The organism is Pseudonocardia sp. 73-21 (assembly GCF_001899645.1).
Lineage (GTDB): Bacteria > Actinomycetota > Actinomycetes > Mycobacteriales > Pseudonocardiaceae > Pseudonocardia.
In genome coordinates this window covers 33,846-49,940 of sequence record NZ_MKVV01000020.1, presented here as the reverse complement: position 1 = coordinate 49,940, position 16,095 = coordinate 33,846, and the positions used below count along the sequence as shown (strand labels likewise).

The following is a 16,095-nucleotide window of genomic DNA, read 5'->3' as shown; positions in this document are numbered from 1 at the left end:
CCCACCGGCTCAGGCCGGCAGTCCGGCGAGGAACGACAGCAGCTCCGACCGGTAGGTCTCGCCGTCCTCGAAGAACGGGGCGTGCCCGCAGCCGCCGAACTCGACGAGGCGCGCGTCCGGGAAGAGCTGCCGCGAGGCGGACACCCCGTCGAACGAGACGAAACCGTCCTCGCGACCGCACAGCAGCAGCACCGGAGCGGTGATCGCAGGCAGGATGGCGCGCTGGTCGATGTGCGCGAGGTCGCGCAGCGTGGCATCGGCCTTGGGACCGGTCTCCATGAACGCGAGCCAGATCGACTCCACGATGTCGGCGCTCACCGGCTTGACGCAGACCGCACCCGCTACCGCGCGGAACGTGGCGGCCCGGTCGGCGACCAGCCCTGCGAGCACCCCTTCGACGTCGGCGGGAGTGCCGCCGTAGGGCCAGCCCTCGGCCTGCGTGTAGCGCGGGGTGGCCCCCCCGGTCAGAACGAGCCCGCCCAGGCGCTCGCCGAGCCGGCTCGCGGCCTCGGTCACCACGGCCCCACCCAGCGACCAGCCGTTGAGCACCGGCGACCGAAGCCCCAGGTGGTCGACGACCGCCACGACGTCGGAGGCGATGGCGGCGATCGAGGTGTCGGTGAAGTCCTTGTCCGAGCGGCCGCAGGCACGGTGCTCGATCAGGACGACGGCGTGGCCGGCCCCGAGGAGCGCGGGCAGCGTCGTGTCCCAGCAGTGGGCGTTCGCCCCCCACCCGTGCACCAGCACGACAGGCCTCCCGGGCCCTTCGTGGTGCTCGTAGTAGACCCGCTTGCCGTCCTCCACGTCGAGGAACGCCATGGCCCTCACTCCTTCCCGGTCGGGGTCACGCCGGCGAACTGCGCGCGCAGCCGCCGTTTGTCCGTCTTTCCAACGCTCGTGCGCGGCAGGGACTCCGCCAGCACGATCTCCTCGGGCAGCCACCAGCGCGGAACCCGCTCCGCCAGCCGCTCCCGCAGTTCCTCGCCGGTCGCCGCGGCGCCGTCGCGGAGCACCGCGACCGCGAACGGCCGTTCCTGCCAGCGCTCGTGCGCCACCGCGATCACCGCGGCGTCGGCGACGTCCGGGTCGGCCAGCAGCGCCTGCTCGATCGCCACGGAGCTGAGCCACTCCCCGCCGCTCTTGATCAGGTCCTTCGTGCGGTCGACGATCCGCAGCCGGCCGTCGGTGCCGATCGTGGCGACGTCGCCGGTGCGCAGCCAGCCGTCGACGAACCGGTCCGGCGCCTCGCCGAGGTAGTAGGAGCCGGCCACCCACGGACCGCGCACATGCAGCTCGCCCGCACTCTCGCCGTCCCAGGGCAGCTCGCGGCCCTCGTCGTCGACGATCCGCCAGCGCAGTCCCGGCAGGAGCGTGCCCTGGGTCTGGGTGCGGCGGAACCGCTCGTCGGGGTCGTCGGGCGGGTCGGGGTCGCGGGTGAACGTCGCCATCGGCGAGATCTCGGTCATCCCCCAGCCCTGGAAGACCGGCACCCCGAGCTCCTCCCAGGCCCGGATCAGATCGATCGAGGGGGTCGAGCCACCGAGCACCAGAGCGCGCAGGCTGGAGGTGTCACCCCCGTGGCGGCGCAGGTGTGCGAGCAGGTCGACCGCGACCGTCGGCACCATCCCGACGTAGGTCACGCGCTCGCGCTCGATGATGTGCGCGATCTCCGCGACCGTCGGGTGCGGGCCGGGAAGCACCTGCGCTGCGCCCGTCATCGTCGCGGCGAACGGGATGCCCCAGCCGTTGGCGTGGAACATCGGGACGACGTGCAGCACGGTGTCGCGCGCGGAGATCGCGTGGCCGTCCGCCAGGCAGGCGGCGAAGGTGTGCAGGTAGAGGCCGCGGTGGGAGTACCCGACGCCCTTGGGCCGGCCCGTCGTACCCGAGGTGTAGCACAGCACCGCGAGGTCACTCTCCGCGCGCGGCGGCGGCCCGGCCCACTCGGGCCCTTCGGCGACCAGGGCCTCGAACGTCGCCCCGGAGTCGAGCACCCCCAGCTCCGGGCGCACCCCGTCGAGGAGGTGCATCAGGTCGGCGTCGGCGATGATCAACCGATCGTTGGCGTGCCCGACGATGTAGGCGATCTCCTCGGCGGAGAGGCGCAGGTTGAGGGTGTGCAGCACGGCGCCGGCCAGCGGGACGGCCGAGTAGAGTTCCAGGTGCCGGTGGTGGTTCCAGCACAGGGTCGCCACGCGGTCACCGGGGCGCACCCCGAGCCGGCGCAGCGCCCCGGCCAGCCGGGCGACGCGCTCGGCGTGCGCGCCGTAGTCGTAGCGCAGCACCTCCGAGCCGTGCTCGTACGAGGCTACGGCGCGGCGCGGGTGGTGGCGCCGAGCGCGTTCGACGAACTCGGTGACGAGCAGCTCGGTCACCGTGTCCCGCTCACCGGGCCTGCTGCAGCCGTTCCCGCACGGCGGGCACGACCTTGTCGGCGAGGTAGGCGATGCGCTCCGAGCCGCTGTCCACCGGCTCCCCCGGCAGCTGGGCCCAGAAGTGCACGTCCTTGATCTGGGGCCGCTCCCGCAGCATCGAGGTCAGCTCGGTGACGGCGGCCTCGGCGTCCATCAGCTGGTAGGCGCCGGCCTCCAGGATCTGCGCCGGGTCGGTGAACTGCGGCACCTGGTCCGGCGGACCGAACGCGCCCCACGAGATGTACTCGTTGAGCTGGTAGAGCGCGTGCTTCCCGATGCTCGCCCAGACCCGCTCGGGGTCGTCGGCGACGATGGCCCACTGCCCGGCGTAGATGCGCGCGTCGGCCCGCGACCCGCCGTGGCGCTCCACCGCGTCGAGGTAGCTCTCGTGGTGGGCGTTCTGGGTGCTGAGGAACCCGTCGGCGATGCGCGCCGCCCGGTCGATCGCCGGTTCGGCCATCGCGCCGACCAGCAACGCCGGCGCCTGCTCCGGAACGGGCGTCACGGCGAGGGGCGGCAGGGTGTACCGCGTGCCGGAGAAGCCCTCCGCGGAACCCGACCAGGCCCGGCGGATGATCTCCACACCCTCCTCCAGCAGGCTCGGCCGGTGCGTCACCTTGCGGCCGAACGCCTCGAACTCCCGCGCCCAGTACCCCTGGCCGACCCCGAGGTCGAAGCGGCCGTCCGAGAGCAGCGAGAGCGTGGCGGCGTCCTCGGCGAGCCGGACCGGGTTGTGCAGCGGCGAGACGATCAGGTTCGTGCCGATCCGCAGCCGGCTCGTACGCTGCGCGATCGCCGCCGCCAGCACGAACGGCGACGGGCTGTACCCGTCGTCGCAGAAGTGGTGCTCGGTCAACCACGCCGAGCCGATGCCACGCTGCTCGGCCCAGGAGATCTGGTCGAGCACCTCGCGGTAGAACGCGCTGAACGGACGCGCCGGGTCGGGGTTGCGGAAGTCGTACCAGAGACCGAAGGTCGGGCCTGCCGTGGTCGTCTCGCTCTGGCTGCTCATACCCGGCACTGTGGACGCGGGCGTGGCGCCTGTCATCCTCCGCCGGGTGCGCCCGTTGTCGAGGGCTACAAACCCCGAGGCCTCTGTGCCGTTCCCGACGACCTGCCGTTACGCCGGCCCGCGTTACCGTGCCGGGCATGTCGAGCGCCGTGTCCCGTCCGGAAGGGTCCCAGCCGGAATGGCTCGCCGCCGACCTGGTCGACCTCGACGCCGTGCACCGCTGGGGCATCGCCGCCGGGCTGCCCGACGCGCCGATCCAGGACGTCCGCCGGATCGGAGGCGGAACCCAGAACGTCGTGCTGTGGATGTCCTGGGGTGACCGGAACCTCGTGCTTCGCCGGCCACCCGAACACCCCCGGCCCGGCAGCAACGCCGCGCTGCGGCGCGAGATGCGAGTGCTGGCCGCACTCGCCGGCACCGACGTCCCGCATCCCCGTCTCGTCGCCGGATGCGACGACGAGGACGTCCAGGGCGGTGCTGTCTTCTACCTGATGGACGCCGTCGAGGGCAGCAACCCCGGCGACGAACTGGGCGAGCCCTACCTCGGCAGCGCCGAGGCCCGGCACACCGGCGCGCTGGACACCGCGGGCGCGCTCGCCCGGCTCGCCGCGGTGGACCACCGCGCTGTCGGGCTCGGCGACCTCGGCCGTCCCGAGGGGTTCCTCACCCGGCAGGTTCCCCGTTGGCTCGACCACCTGGCCTCCTACGAGCGGCTGCCGGGCTACCCCGGACCGACGCTCCCCCACGTCGACGAGCTCGCCGCGTGGCTGACCGCGCACCAGCCCGCCGACACGCGTCCAGGAATCGTGCACGGCGACTACCACCTCAACAACGTCCTGCTCGCCCACGACACACCCCGCGTCGCCGCGATCGTCGACTGGGAGATGTGCACGATCGGCGATCCGCTGCTCGACCTCGGCTGGCTGCTGGTGACCTGGCCGGACGACGGGTGGGAGCCGGTTACGGGTGGACCGCTCGCGGCACTGGGCGACCTCCCCGATCGCGACGAGCTGGTCACGCACTACGCGTCCCACAGCGATCGCGACCTGACCGACATCGACTGGTACACGGCACTCGCCGGACTCAAGCTCGCGGTCGTCATCGAGGGCACGCACGCCAGGGCTCTGGCCGGGAAGGCCGACCGGGACACCGGGCTTCGTCTCCACACGGCTGCGATCGGTCTGCTGAACCGGGCTGCAGAGATCACCGGGCTGTGATCCCCGCCATTGCCCTGCTACTCCAGCCGTAGCGGTGAAGATCACCAGATGCCGGTCGACTCGACGTCGAAGGGGAAGCTCCCGTTCCGGCGGTCGGGTGATTCTCAGATCGGCGGCGAAAGGTCGAACCGCTTGTCCAGCCACGCTGAGACCACTTCCCCCGCGACATCGTTCCCCGTGGGCTCGCCCTTCGCCAGCGCACCGCCGAAGTGCAGTCCGCGCACCGTCTGATGGGTCAGATCACGCGCGCCGAGGGCCGCGACCATGCGCGCCGAGTCGGCCGGGAAGGCGGCCTGGTCGCCGGTGACCTCCACGAACAACGTCGGCACAGTGACGCCCGGCGCACACCGTGCGAAGTCGGCGTTCGAGCTCAGACCCGACCACGTCGACAGCCAGGCCTCGGGCGTCGTGAGCCGGCCGAAGCCGACCTGCCCGTAGTCGATGAGATCGGGGCGACGGCCGAACAACGACCCGTAGGGGCGGTCGCTGGGGTCGATCGAGAGGTCGACCGTGCGCGGGTCGGCGTCGGTACGGAACACCGTGATGATCCGCGGGGCGATGGCGCGCCGCCGGTCGGCTGCCGCCCCGGTGCGCTTGTAGGCTGCGCGCGCCTCGGCGGCGCGGGCCAGATGCCCGCGCGCGACGGCGTCGATCCGTGCGACCCGGGCACGCTGCGCGGCCCGGTAGCGGGCGAGGAACTCCCCGCTGTACGACGAGCTGGTGGGCGGCTCGGCGAAACCGTTCGCGGGCGCGAACGGGTCGAGCTCGGGAACCACCGACAGGGGGTCGGACTCGTCGGCCACGGACGGGTCGATGCAAGCGAGCAGGAGCTGCCCCTGCCCGGGGTGCGGCGCCAGGAAGACCGCCCCGTCGGCGTGGGGCATCTCGGCCTCGGCCAGGCCTGTCGGGCGCCCGCCGGGCGTGGTCGCGATCCGGTCGCCCGGCGCGAGACCGGCCTGCTCGAGGTAGAACGCGTAGAGGGGACCGCCGCCGGAGTTGCCGAGCGTGACGATCGAGGCGAAGCCCCGCTCGCGCAGGAACACCATCCCGGCGGCCACGTCGAGCAGCGTCTGCTCGTGCACCAGGGTGAGGTCGTTGTTGACCGAGCGGCTCTGCTGCGTCCAGACCGCAACCCCCGCTTCCAGCAGCACCGCAACCAGCGGGTGGTGGGTGACGTCCTGGCGCGGGTGCATCAGACACACCACGGTGGTGGCCCCCGGCACGGTGGCGAGCACCCCGCGCACGGTGGCACCGTCGGCGGTCGTGAGCTCGTGCACCGAGGTGCGGGTGACCTCGGGACGGGCGCCCGCGGCCAGGTAGCGGCCCGCGCCCAGGCGTTCGGCCGTGCTCGGTCCCGATGATTCGCTCGCAAGCTCGCTCATGCCGGTTCCACCCGCAGCGCGTCCTTGTCGTGCTGGGCGATCCGGCTCCCCCGCGACACTCCGGCCACCGAGCTGTACCAGACGGCGTGCCGACAGCCGGTGGCCCGGCGGTCGATGACGATCGGGCCCTCGGCGACGATCTCGAAGTACGGCCCGATCCGACCGACGGTGACGTCCGGGTCGTCGGCGGCGACCTTCGCGAGCGGTGTGTTCTCCGGGACGTCGAGGACGTAGAGCGTGGTCATCGCCTCGACTCCGCCTGGGCCGGCTCCCACTCCGCCGCCCGCTCGACGATCAGCTCGGCCTTGCGCGCCAACAGCTTCCCGAAGGTCGGCTCGCCCTCGTCGACGACATCCAGCAGGGCGTCGACGGTGAGGTTCGCGTCGAGATCCTCCTGCGGCGTGATCGGCCGCATCGCGCGCGTGAACTCGACCATGTAGCCGTTGGGGTCGTGCGTGTAGATCGACTCGATGGTCTCGTGCTTGATCTGCATCTCGACGGGCCAGTCGCTGACGTCCAGACGCCTGCGGTACTCCAGCAGGTCGACCTCGTTCTCCACGTGGATCGCGAGGTGCCGCGACCGGACGAAGAACTCCGGGACCTCCGGGCCGAACCCGGCGTAGACGTCGCCGCGTCGGTGGCCGTGCACGGGTTCGAGACCGAAGTAGTAGAAGAACGCGATGCGGTCGTCATTGCCGATGTCGAAGAAGAAGTGGATGAAGTCGGGGTGGTCCTCCGGGCCCCACCCGGCGGCGCAGATCGAGTGCACCACGGGGAAGCCGAGGACGTCGCGGTAGAAGCGGACCGTGCCGGCCGGGTCGAAGGTCGGGAAGGCCGTGTGGTCGACGCCCTGGACGCGATGGTCGAGCTTCGTCATGGGAGCGACGCTACGCGGGCGTCTACGCTCTCGTCAACAGTTTGACGCTGTAGCAAAATCTCGGGCGCACAATCACACGTCGAGGATGCGCTCCAGGTGGTCGAGGTCCTGGCGCAGCATCGCCAGCGCCGCGGCGGGGCCCTCCCCGTCGGGCGTGCGGTGGTCGGCGCGCTGCAGCGCGGCGAGCGCCATGTCGGCGAGCTGGTCGGCCACGGCCTCGACGTCGTCGCGATCGGGACGGAACCACCACGCCACCCAGTTGCACATGCCGATCACGGCCAGCGCCGCGACGCGCGCGTCGACCGGGCGCAGCTGACCGGCGACGATGCCCTGCTCGACGACCTCGATGACGGTCTTGAGCACCGCGCGTCTGCTGGCGTCGTAGGACTCCGCGAGCTCCGGCGGCAGCTCCGCCTCCGACCGGATCAGCAGCCGGAACCGGTCGGGCTGCCGCGCCATCCGCAGGACCGTCAGCCTGGCGATGCCGCGCAGCTTGCCGACGGCGTCGAGGTCGGGACGGGCGACGAGCTCGGCCATCTCGGCGGCCGACCCGCCTGCGACGTCGACCCCGAGCTTCGCGAGCAGCTCGTCCTTGCTCTTGACGTAGTAGTAGAGCGCCGGACGCGTGATGCCCATCGCGTCGGCGATGTCCTGCAGGCTGGTGCCGGCGAAGCCGCGCTCGGCGAAGAGCCGGATCGCGTGCTCGTACATCTCGTTCTCGACGAGCTCGCGACGCGGGCCACCCCGGCCGGTCCTGCGGTCAGCGGCGCCGGTCATGCCCGTAATCGTAGGCACCGGCCCCGAGCAGCGTGCCGGCGCCGGGCAGCACGGGCGGCAGGTCCAGCGCCCGCAGCAGGGCGTAGGCCCCGGCCGTGGCCGCAGAGAGCACGGGCAGGCCGAACTCCGCCTCCGCCGGCTCCACGAGGTCGAGCGAGGGCATCTGCACGCAGGCCGAGATCACGAGCGCGTCGGCACCCGTGAGACGGAGCCCGCGGGCGGCGGCGAGCACCCGGTCACCGGGGATGCAGCCGACCTCGGCGTTGTCGCCCACCTCCAGCGCCGCCCAGTCGAGCACCGCGAAGCCCTCCGCCTCCAGGTAGCCGACGACCTGATCGGCCAGCGGCCGCAGGTACGGCGTGACCAGCCCGATCCGACGGGCGCCGAGTGCCGTCAGCCCGTCGACGAGGGCCCCGGCACTGGAGAGCACCCGCGGGCTCTGCCCGGCCTTCGCCAGCTGATCCGTGACGGCCTCCTCGGCGCGACGGTGCTCCCCCGGCCCCTGCGCCATGAGCGCGACGAGGCAGGCGTAGAGCACCACGTCGACGCCGGCGTCGGCGATCTCGTCGACGCAGCGCTCGCGCTGGTCGTTCATCGCGCGCAACCCCTCGGGGGTGACCTGGTGCATGCGCATCCGGCTGGAGTGGAACGAGAACCGCGCGTCGGCGTGCCGGGCGAGCAGCGCGGGCACCTCGGTCTCGACGGTGACGTTGGAGCTGGGTACGACCAGCCCGATCCGGTGGGTCACGACACTCCCTCTGCTGCGATCGCCTGGAGGTGCTTCTTGTCGACCTTGCCCACGAGCGTCCGCGGGATCTCGGCCAGGTGCTCCACGCGTTCGGGCCACTTGAACTTCGCGACCTGGAGCTGCGCGAAGTGCTCCTGGATGTCGACCAGGGTCAGCGGTTCGCCGTCGACCACCAGGAATGCGCAGCTGCGCTCGCCCAGGCGCGGGTCGGGCACGGCGACGACGGCGGCGTTCCGGACGCGCGGGTGGCGCAGCAGGAGCAGCTCCACCTCCTCGGCGCTGATCTTCTCGCCGCCGCGGTTGATGAGGTCCTTGATGCGGCCCTCGATCGCGATGTAGCGCCCGCCCTCGATCCCGGTGATCACCGCCAGGTCACCGGTGCGGTAGAAGCCGTCGGAGGTGAACGCGCGGGCGTTGTGCCCGGGAGCGTCGAGGTAGCCGCGCAGCGTGTACGGGCCGCGGCAGCACAGCTCGCCGATCTCGCCGTCGGGCACCTCGTCCTCGGTGCCCGGCGCCAGGACGCGGACCTCGTCGAGCTCGGAGATCGGAGTGCCGACGGTGGTGGCGCGGGCGGCGCGCGGCGTGCCGGGACGGGTGGTGAGCATCAGACCCTCGCCCATCCCGAACAGCTGCGCCGACCACAGACCACGCCGCTCCAGCCCGTCGAACAGCGCCGGCGGGACCTTCGTGCCGGACAGCACGACCTGCGTGAGCGAGTGCGCCGCGGCGTCGAACGTTGGATGCCCGGGGGCACCGAAGTGGCCGTGGCCGAGCAGCACGTGCGTCGCGCCGGCCTCGGCGAGCAGCGGCAACGACAGGTCGAGATCGGCGGTGCCGAGCACCAGGGCGGCCCCGACGCTGTGCGGGGCGTGCACGGCACAGGTGATGCCGGCGTTGTGGATGATCGGGATGAGGTGGGCGACCCGCGTGTCGGGTGTCCAGTCCCACGAGCGGGCGTACTCGACGGCGTTGTACCAGTACTCGGCGTGCAGGCGCGGGATCACCTTGGGCACCCCGGTGGTGCCGCCCGACAGCTGGAAGACCGCGACGTCGTCGGGGTCGATGCCCTGCTGGATCCCGTCGACGACCTTCCGCGCCGTGGCCGGGTCGACGTCCGCACCGAGCGTCGCCAGCTCGTCGAGGACCAGGACGTGCCGCAGCGTCGGGTGCCCGACCTGCTGGTCGTGGGCGAAGCCGACCAGATCGAAGCCGCGGTTCCCCGCCTCCACCAGGTGCGCCACGGCGCCGACGCGCCTGCTGATGGCGCCGATCTCGTGGCCGCGGTGTGCGGCCAGGGTGCACACCGGCACGAGCCCGGCCTTGAGCACGCCGTACCAGGCGACGACGGACCCGACCCGGTTGGTGACCTGGAAGAGCACCGGGTCGCCCGGCTCCAGGCCCAGCTCCGCGAGGCCGGCGGCGAGCACGTCGGTGCGGGCGTCGAGCTCGCGGAAGCTCAGGCGGGAGTCGAGCCCGGCGACGGCGAGCCGGTCGGGATGCACCTTCGCGACGGCGTGGAACTCGTCGGCGATCGTCCGGTCACCCCAGAGCCCGGCCTCGCGGTAGCGGGCGACGAACGCGGGCGGGTACGGGACGAGGCGCGGGTCGGTGCCCTTCACGACAGCTCCTCCCCGAAGGCGACCAGGTCGGCACGACCGCTGACCAGGCCGGCCGCCAGATCGTCACGCAGCTCGGACGGTCCCTCGACCACCACCGTGCCACCGGCCTCGAGGCGCAGTCGTTCGGCGAGATCGAGCCGCGTGAGCAGGGCGCTGCGGTCGGCCGGGCCGACGACGCGGAACAATCCGGCCCGCGTCTCGCGCGCGACGGCGACGACCGCGTCGGCGTTGGCACCCCACGGGTCATCCACCACGGTGTCGACGACGAACGCGTCCTCGTCGGCGGGCACCACGTGCGATCGCAGGACCCAGCCCGTGAGATCCGCCGGCACCTGTGGCGGCACACCCGCGTACTGGCCGAGCGCGGCACCGACCACGTCCGGGCTGGTGATGGCGAAACGGTCGAGCGGCACGTTCCCGGCGCGGGTCATGTACGCCACCATCAGCCGCTCGACGGGGAGATGGGTGCGCGACGGGAACGACTCCCACCACAGCTGGCTGCGCCGCGCCAGCTCCTGCAGCCGCTCCACGGCGGGGCGCCGGGCCGCCTCGTAGCGGGTGAACGCCGTGGCCGCATCCGGCTCCTCGTCCAGGGCCCCGACCAGCGCGATCGCGTCCTCCATCGCCAGCTTCGTACCCGAGCCGATCGAGAAGTGGGCCGTATGGGCGGCATCGCCGAGCAGGACGACCCGCCCGTCGGACCAGCGCTCGCACACGACGGTGCGGAAGCGCTGCCAGCGCGTCCGGTTGCCGATCAGGTCGTGGCCGCGCAGGTGGGTGCGGAACGCCTCCTGCAGATAGGCCAGCGAGACGGTGTCCGACTCCTCCCCCGCCACCGTCGTGTCGAACCCGGCGGAGCGCCACGTCCGCTCGTCGGTCTCGATGAGGAACGTGCTGCGGTCCGCGGCGTAGGGGTAGGCGTGGGTGACGAACGTGCCGTGCTCGGTGTCGACCGGCGCGAACACGGCGTCGTCGAGCGCGAAGCCCGCACCGCACCACAGGAACAGGCCGCGGCCGACCTCCACCGAGGCTCCGAACCCGCCCGCCTCGCGGGTGGCACTGCCGACCCCGTCGGCGGCGATCACGACGTCGGCGTCCAGGTCTGCGACCACGCGGCGCTCCCCGTACTCCAGCCGCACCCCGGCCTTCTCGGCGTGACGCTGCAGCACGTCGAGCAACTCGGTGCGCGCGACGCCGATGAGGTTGTCGTTCTGCACCCTCGCGACCGCGCCGCCGACGTCCATCGTCATGTCGTGGCGGTAGCCGCCCGCCCGGATGTCGCGCAGCGTGTCGGGGTCGGCGGCCTCCAGCTTGCGCTGGGTGCCGGCGGCGAGCCCGACCCCGAAACCGAACGTGGTGTCGCGCTCCCCCTGCTCGTGCACGACGACCTCGCAGTGCGGCTGGGCCAGCTTGAGCAGGCGCGCGGCGTAGAGGCCTGCCGGCCCCCCTCCGAGCACGGCCACCCGGCGTAGCTGCATGCGGTCCTCCTGAGATCCGTCGGTCGTCGTCCTTGACTACCATCGCAGACGTTAAATAGTCTACGCAACCGTCAGGTCCGCAGCTCACTGCGGCCGTCGCCGCGAAGGAGCGTGAGTCATGACCTATGTCATCGGCGTGGACGTGGGCGGCACGTTCACCGACGCCGTCCTGGACGACGACGCGGGGACGGTCGTCGCCGCGAAGTCGCCCTCCACCCCGCCCGACTACTCCCGCGGAGTGCTGGACGTGCTGGAGCTGCTCGCCGAGCAGGTCGGGAAGACGCTGCCCGAGATGCTCGCCGACACCCACCACATCGCCCACGGCACCACGTCGTCGCTGAACGCGCTGGTGATGGGCAACGTCCCGCCGGTCGGCTTCCTCACCACCAAGGGCCACCGCGACTCGATCTTCATCATGAACGTCGAGGGCCGCTACCTCGGACGCGCTCCGCACGAGCTGCAGCACGTGCTCGCCCAGGACAAGGGCCACCACCTGCTGCCCAAGCGGCACGCGCTGGAGGTCACCGAGCGCGTCGACCGCGACGGCACCGTCATCGTCGCCCTCGACGAGGACGCCGCCCGCAGCTCGATTCGCGCCCTGCTCGACGACGGCGTGCGCGCCATCGCGATCTCGCTGCTGTGGTCGTTCCGCAACCCCGCGCACGAGCACCGCCTGCGCGAGCTGGTCGCCGAGCAGGACGCGGGAGTGTTCGTCGCGCTGTCGTGCGAGGTCAGCCCGCGGATCCGGGAGTTCGCCCGCAACGCCACGACGATCATGAGCACCCAGATCGGCCCCGGCCTGCGCGACTACCTGACCTCCCTGGAGGACGCGCTGCGCGAGCGGAAGCTCGCCGGACCGCTGCTGGTGATGCAGAGCAACGGCGGCGCGGTGCTGGCCTCGGAGGCGCCGTCGGCGGCGATCAGCACCGTCGGGTCCGTGCTCACCGGCGGCGTGGTCGGCGCGCTCGCCCTGGGCCGCCAACTCGGCCACCCCAACGTCATCTCCACCGACGTCGGCGGCACCACCTTCCTCGCGGGGCTCGTCGTCGACGGCGAACCGGTGCGCGCCACCACCACCGTCATCAACCACCACCCGATCAACGTGCCGACGCTGAAGGTCGACGCGATCGGCTCCGGCGGCGGCGCGATCGCCTGGCTGGACGCCGGCGGCAACCTGCGCGTCGGGCCGCGCAGCGCACAGGCCGTGCCCGGCCCGGCCTGCTACGGCCAGGGCGGCACCGAACCGACCAACACCGACGCCAACCTGGTGCTGGGCATCCTGCCCGAGCGCGGGCTGCTCGGCGGCCGCAAGCCGCTCTCGCTGGAGTTGGCGCGCGAGGCCATCGGCACCCAGATCGCCAAGCCGCTCGGACTGTCCGTCGAGGACGCCGCCGCAGCGATCTACGCGGTGCAGAACGCGCAGACGGGCGACCTGCTGCGCAAGTCCGTCGTCGAGGCCGGACACGACCCGCGCGAGTTCGTGCTCTACGCGTTCGGCGGCGCCGGTCCCGCGCACTGCGCCCGCTACGCCGCCGAGGTGGGCGTGGCCGAGGTCGTCGTCCCGCTCGGGCCGGTGGCGTCGGCGTTCTCCGCCTACGGGCTCGCGTCGTCGGACATCGTGCTGGCGGCCGAGCTCTCGGACCCGACGTTCGTCCCGTTCGACCCGGCCCGCGCGGAGCGGAACTTCGCCGACCTGGAGAAACGGGTCCGGGACGGGCTCGACCGCCAGGGCGTGCGCTTCGCCACCGTCGAGCTGCACCGCGAGATCGACATGCGCTACACGATGCAGCTGGCCGAGGTCACCGCACCGGTGGCGGACGGACCGCTCGACACCGCCGCGATCGAGTCGGCCGCAGCCGCGTTCGAGGAGCGCTACGCGGCGCTCTACGGCGCGGAGGCCGGGTTCCGCGAGGCCGGCATCCAGGCCATCACCTTCCGGGTCCGCGGCATCGGGGTGCTGCCGTTCTCGCCGGAGTTCCCGGAGATCCCGACGGCGTCCTCCGCCGATCCCGCCGAGGCCCTGGTCGGCAGCCGGCCCGTCAATCTCGACGCCGCGACCGGTTTCGTCGACACACCGGTCTACGACTACCAGCAACTGCGGGCGGGCCACGTCGTGGCCGGTCCCGCCATCGTCGAGGTACCCACCACCACCGTCGTCGTCCCCGGCGGCAGCACCGGCACCGTCGACCGTCTCGGCAACCTCAGCATCCGCACGAGTGTCCGGAGTGAGTCATGACCATGCCCATCCCCGGCTCGGAGATCTTCTCCAGCCGCCCCGTCGACCCGGACGAGCTGGCCCGGTCGCTGCCCTCGACGCTCGCCACCCACACCGTCACACCGGAGCAGATCGACGGGCTCGACCCGCTCACCTACGAGGTCGTCCGGCACCGGCTGTGGTCGGTCACCGACGAGATGGGCGAGGCGCTCAAGCGCATGTCCGGCTCGCCGATCGTCACCGACGCGAACGACTTCGACTTCGCCATCTCCGACGAGCTGGGCCAGGAGGTGCAGGTGGGCCTCTACAACACGATGCTCGTCGGCGCCGTGGACCTGGCCATCTACTGGACGCTGCGCCACCGCGCGGTCAACCCCGGCATCGCCGAGGGCGACATGTTCCTGACCAACGACCCGTGGGTCGGCGGCGGGCTGCACCAGAACGACACGATGGTCTACCAACCGGTCTTCCACGAGGGGAAGCTCTTCGCCTGGACCAGCGCGATCTGCCACGAGCCCGACCTCGGCGGCGTCGGGCTGGGCTCCTTCTCCCCCGCCGCGCAGGACGTGTTCTCCGAGTCCCTTCCCACACCGCCGATCAAGGTCGTGCGTGACTTCACGCTCCAGCGCGACGTCGCCGACGCGTGGGTGCGGCGTTCGCGCGTCCCGATGCTGGTGGGGCTGGACCTGCGGGCGAAGGTGGGCGCCAACAACGTCGGCCGCGAGCGCATCCTCGCCCTCGTCGAGCAGTACGGCGCCGACACCGTCAAGGCCGTCATGAAGCGGATGATGGGCGACGCCGAGTCGCGACTGCGCGACAAGCTCGCGAGCCTCCCGGACGGATCGTGGAGCGCCACCGGCTACCAGGACCAGTCGCACGAGGGCGACCGCGGCCTGCACAGGATCACGGTGCGGACCACCAAGACCGGCGGCCACCTCACGTTCGACTTCACCGGCACCGGCCCACAGTCCGGCGTCGTCAACTGCACCTACGCCGGGATGCGCGGCGGGGTGATGCTGGCGCTGCTGCCGATCCTGGCCGGCGACATCCCGTGGTCGGCCGGCGGCCTGATGCGCTGCTTCGACCTGGTCACCGAGGAGGGCACGCTCAACAACGCGACGTTCCCGGCCGCGGTCGGCCGCGGCCCGATCGGCCCGGCCTGGCTCACCGGCAACCTCGTGGCCGAGTGCCTGTCGCAGATGCTCGACCGCTCGCTGGAGCTGGGCAGGAACGTGCAGGCCACGTGCTGCGGCACCTGGGACACGGCCGTCATCGCCGGGCTCGACCAGCGCGGCGAGCAGCCCGTACCGTTCCTCAACATCATCATGGAGCCGATGGCCGGTGGGTACGGCGCACGGCCGCACGCCGACGGCATCGACACCGGGGGCCTGTTCTGCATCCCGATGGGCCGCATCCCCGACGTCGAGATGACGGAGTTCCTCTACCCGCTGCTCACGCTGTGGCGCCGCGAGGAGCCCGACTCCGGCGGCCCCGGCCGCCACCGCGGTGGCGTCGGCGCGTCGGTCGCGATCACGCCGCACGGCACGTCGCTCCCGATGGGGCTCGTGCTCGCATCGAACGGGAAGGCCATCGCCCAGAACGGCGGCCTCTCGGGCGGGCACCCCGGCAACACCGGCCTCGACGTCGTCGCCCGGCAGAGCAGGGTGGCCGAGCTGCTCGCCGACGGGACGATGCCGTCCACGCTCGCGGAATGCAGCGACACCCTCGAGATCGGCCAGAACTACGCGTCGAGCTACCTCGCTCCCGGTGAGGTGTTCGCGATGACCTGGCAGGGCGGCGGTGGCTACGGCGACCCGCTGCGCCGCGATCCCGAGGCGGTGGCCGGCGACCTGCGCGAGGAGAAGATCACCGCCGCGGCCGCCCGTGACGTCTACGGAGTCGTCCTCGGCGACGGCACGGTCGACGGCCCCGCGACGGCGGCCGAGCGCGACCGGCGGCGCTCGGCCCGCGGTGACCGCTCCACGGTGCAGGGCGACGGCAGCAGGAAGCTCGACGTCACCATCGCGCGGCGGCTCGACGACAACCTCGTGGAGGTGACCGACGGCGCCGGCCCCGTGATCGCGTGCCGGCACTGCGGCGAGCGGCTCGGCGAGGCGGACACCCTCCGGTTGGCGATCTACGAAGGCCCGTCGACCGACGCGGGACCGCAGATCCTGGCCGACCCGACCGACTACGTCGACGCGCCGGTGGTCTTCCGCCAGTACTGCTGCCCCGGCTGCTGGACAGCCGTCTACTCGGCCGTCGTGCCCGCCGACCACGTCGACCACGTAGGGGTGCCGACCCGGTAGGGCTCCTGCCCCAGAGGTGGGTGGACGCATCACGTCGACCCACCTGA

General features: G+C 72.3%; 13 protein-coding genes. 3 read left to right on the top strand and 10 right to left on the bottom strand.

The genetic code is table 11. The features are described 5' to 3' along the window. Positions 1-9: 9 nt before the first annotated feature. From BGP03_RS04530 to BGP03_RS04520, 3 genes are read right to left on the bottom strand one after another with little or no spacing between them, the layout of a single operon-like run. Complete coding sequence (locus tag BGP03_RS04530) at positions 10-819, bottom strand: alpha/beta hydrolase (protein WP_296370280.1); 810 nt, start codon at positions 817-819, stop codon at positions 10-12. A gap of 5 nt (positions 820-824) precedes the next feature. Then, positions 825-2,375 carry a long-chain-fatty-acid--CoA ligase gene (locus BGP03_RS04525; RefSeq protein ID WP_296370282.1) on the bottom strand — a complete coding sequence of 517 codons (1,551 nt, stop codon included), beginning with the start codon at positions 2,373-2,375 and terminating at the stop codon, positions 825-827. A gap of 10 nt (positions 2,376-2,385) precedes the next feature. Continuing rightward, entirely contained in the window at positions 2,386-3,426 is a 1,041-nt protein-coding gene (locus tag BGP03_RS04520; RefSeq protein WP_296370283.1) for an LLM class flavin-dependent oxidoreductase, read from the bottom strand. 137 nt (positions 3,427-3,563) lie between these two features. On the opposite strand from BGP03_RS04520, the gene BGP03_RS04515 reads away from it, so the two are divergent. Next, positions 3,564-4,643: a phosphotransferase family protein gene (locus BGP03_RS04515; protein ID WP_296370285.1), complete on the top strand. Its 1,080-nt coding sequence runs from the start codon at positions 3,564-3,566 to the stop codon at positions 4,641-4,643. Positions 4,644-4,747: 104 nt separating this feature from the next. On the opposite strand, the gene BGP03_RS04510 is transcribed toward BGP03_RS04515, so the two are convergent. The 7 genes from BGP03_RS04510 to BGP03_RS04480 all read right to left on the bottom strand — a co-directional run bounded on the left by BGP03_RS04510 (position 4,748) and on the right by BGP03_RS04480 (position 11,524). Next, positions 4,748-6,025, bottom strand: a complete 1,278-nt coding sequence (locus BGP03_RS04510) for an alpha/beta hydrolase (RefSeq protein WP_296370286.1) — start codon at positions 6,023-6,025, stop codon at positions 4,748-4,750. Beyond that, a complete protein-coding gene (locus tag BGP03_RS04505) occupies positions 6,022-6,270 on the bottom strand; it encodes a hypothetical protein (protein ID WP_296370289.1) in 249 nt (82 codons plus the stop codon). The genes BGP03_RS04510 and BGP03_RS04505 overlap by 4 nt, the downstream gene beginning before the upstream one ends. After that, positions 6,267-6,902 (bottom strand): VOC family protein, encoded by a 636-nt coding sequence (locus BGP03_RS04500; protein ID WP_296370291.1) that lies wholly within the window; start codon positions 6,900-6,902, stop codon positions 6,267-6,269. The genes BGP03_RS04505 and BGP03_RS04500 overlap by 4 nt, the downstream gene beginning before the upstream one ends. 72 nt (positions 6,903-6,974) lie before the next feature. Beyond that, entirely contained in the window at positions 6,975-7,679 is a 705-nt protein-coding gene (locus tag BGP03_RS04495; RefSeq protein ID WP_296370293.1) for a TetR/AcrR family transcriptional regulator, read from the bottom strand. Beyond that, positions 7,663-8,427 (bottom strand): maleate cis-trans isomerase, encoded by a 765-nt coding sequence (locus BGP03_RS04490; protein WP_298797326.1) that lies wholly within the window; start codon positions 8,425-8,427, stop codon positions 7,663-7,665. The genes BGP03_RS04495 and BGP03_RS04490 overlap by 17 nt, the downstream gene beginning before the upstream one ends. Next, positions 8,424-10,046 (bottom strand): AMP-binding protein, encoded by a 1,623-nt coding sequence (locus BGP03_RS04485; RefSeq protein WP_298797325.1) that lies wholly within the window; start codon positions 10,044-10,046, stop codon positions 8,424-8,426. Before BGP03_RS04485 ends, BGP03_RS04490 begins: the two co-directional genes overlap by 4 nt. Then, the gene (locus BGP03_RS04480) at positions 10,043-11,524 is read right to left on the bottom strand and encodes an FAD-dependent monooxygenase (RefSeq protein WP_298797324.1); all 1,482 of its coding nucleotides are present in this window, start codon (positions 11,522-11,524) and stop codon (positions 10,043-10,045) included. Before BGP03_RS04480 ends, BGP03_RS04485 begins: the two co-directional genes overlap by 4 nt. Positions 11,525-11,642: 118 nt before the next feature. Between BGP03_RS04480 and BGP03_RS04475 the strand changes: the two genes are divergently transcribed. After that, entirely contained in the window at positions 11,643-13,760 is a 2,118-nt protein-coding gene (locus tag BGP03_RS04475) for a hydantoinase/oxoprolinase family protein (protein ID WP_298797323.1), read from the top strand. Continuing rightward, positions 13,757-16,048 (top strand): hydantoinase B/oxoprolinase family protein, encoded by a 2,292-nt coding sequence (locus BGP03_RS04470; RefSeq protein WP_298797322.1) that lies wholly within the window; start codon positions 13,757-13,759, stop codon positions 16,046-16,048. Before BGP03_RS04475 ends, BGP03_RS04470 begins: the two co-directional genes overlap by 4 nt. Positions 16,049-16,095 lie beyond the last annotated feature (47 nt).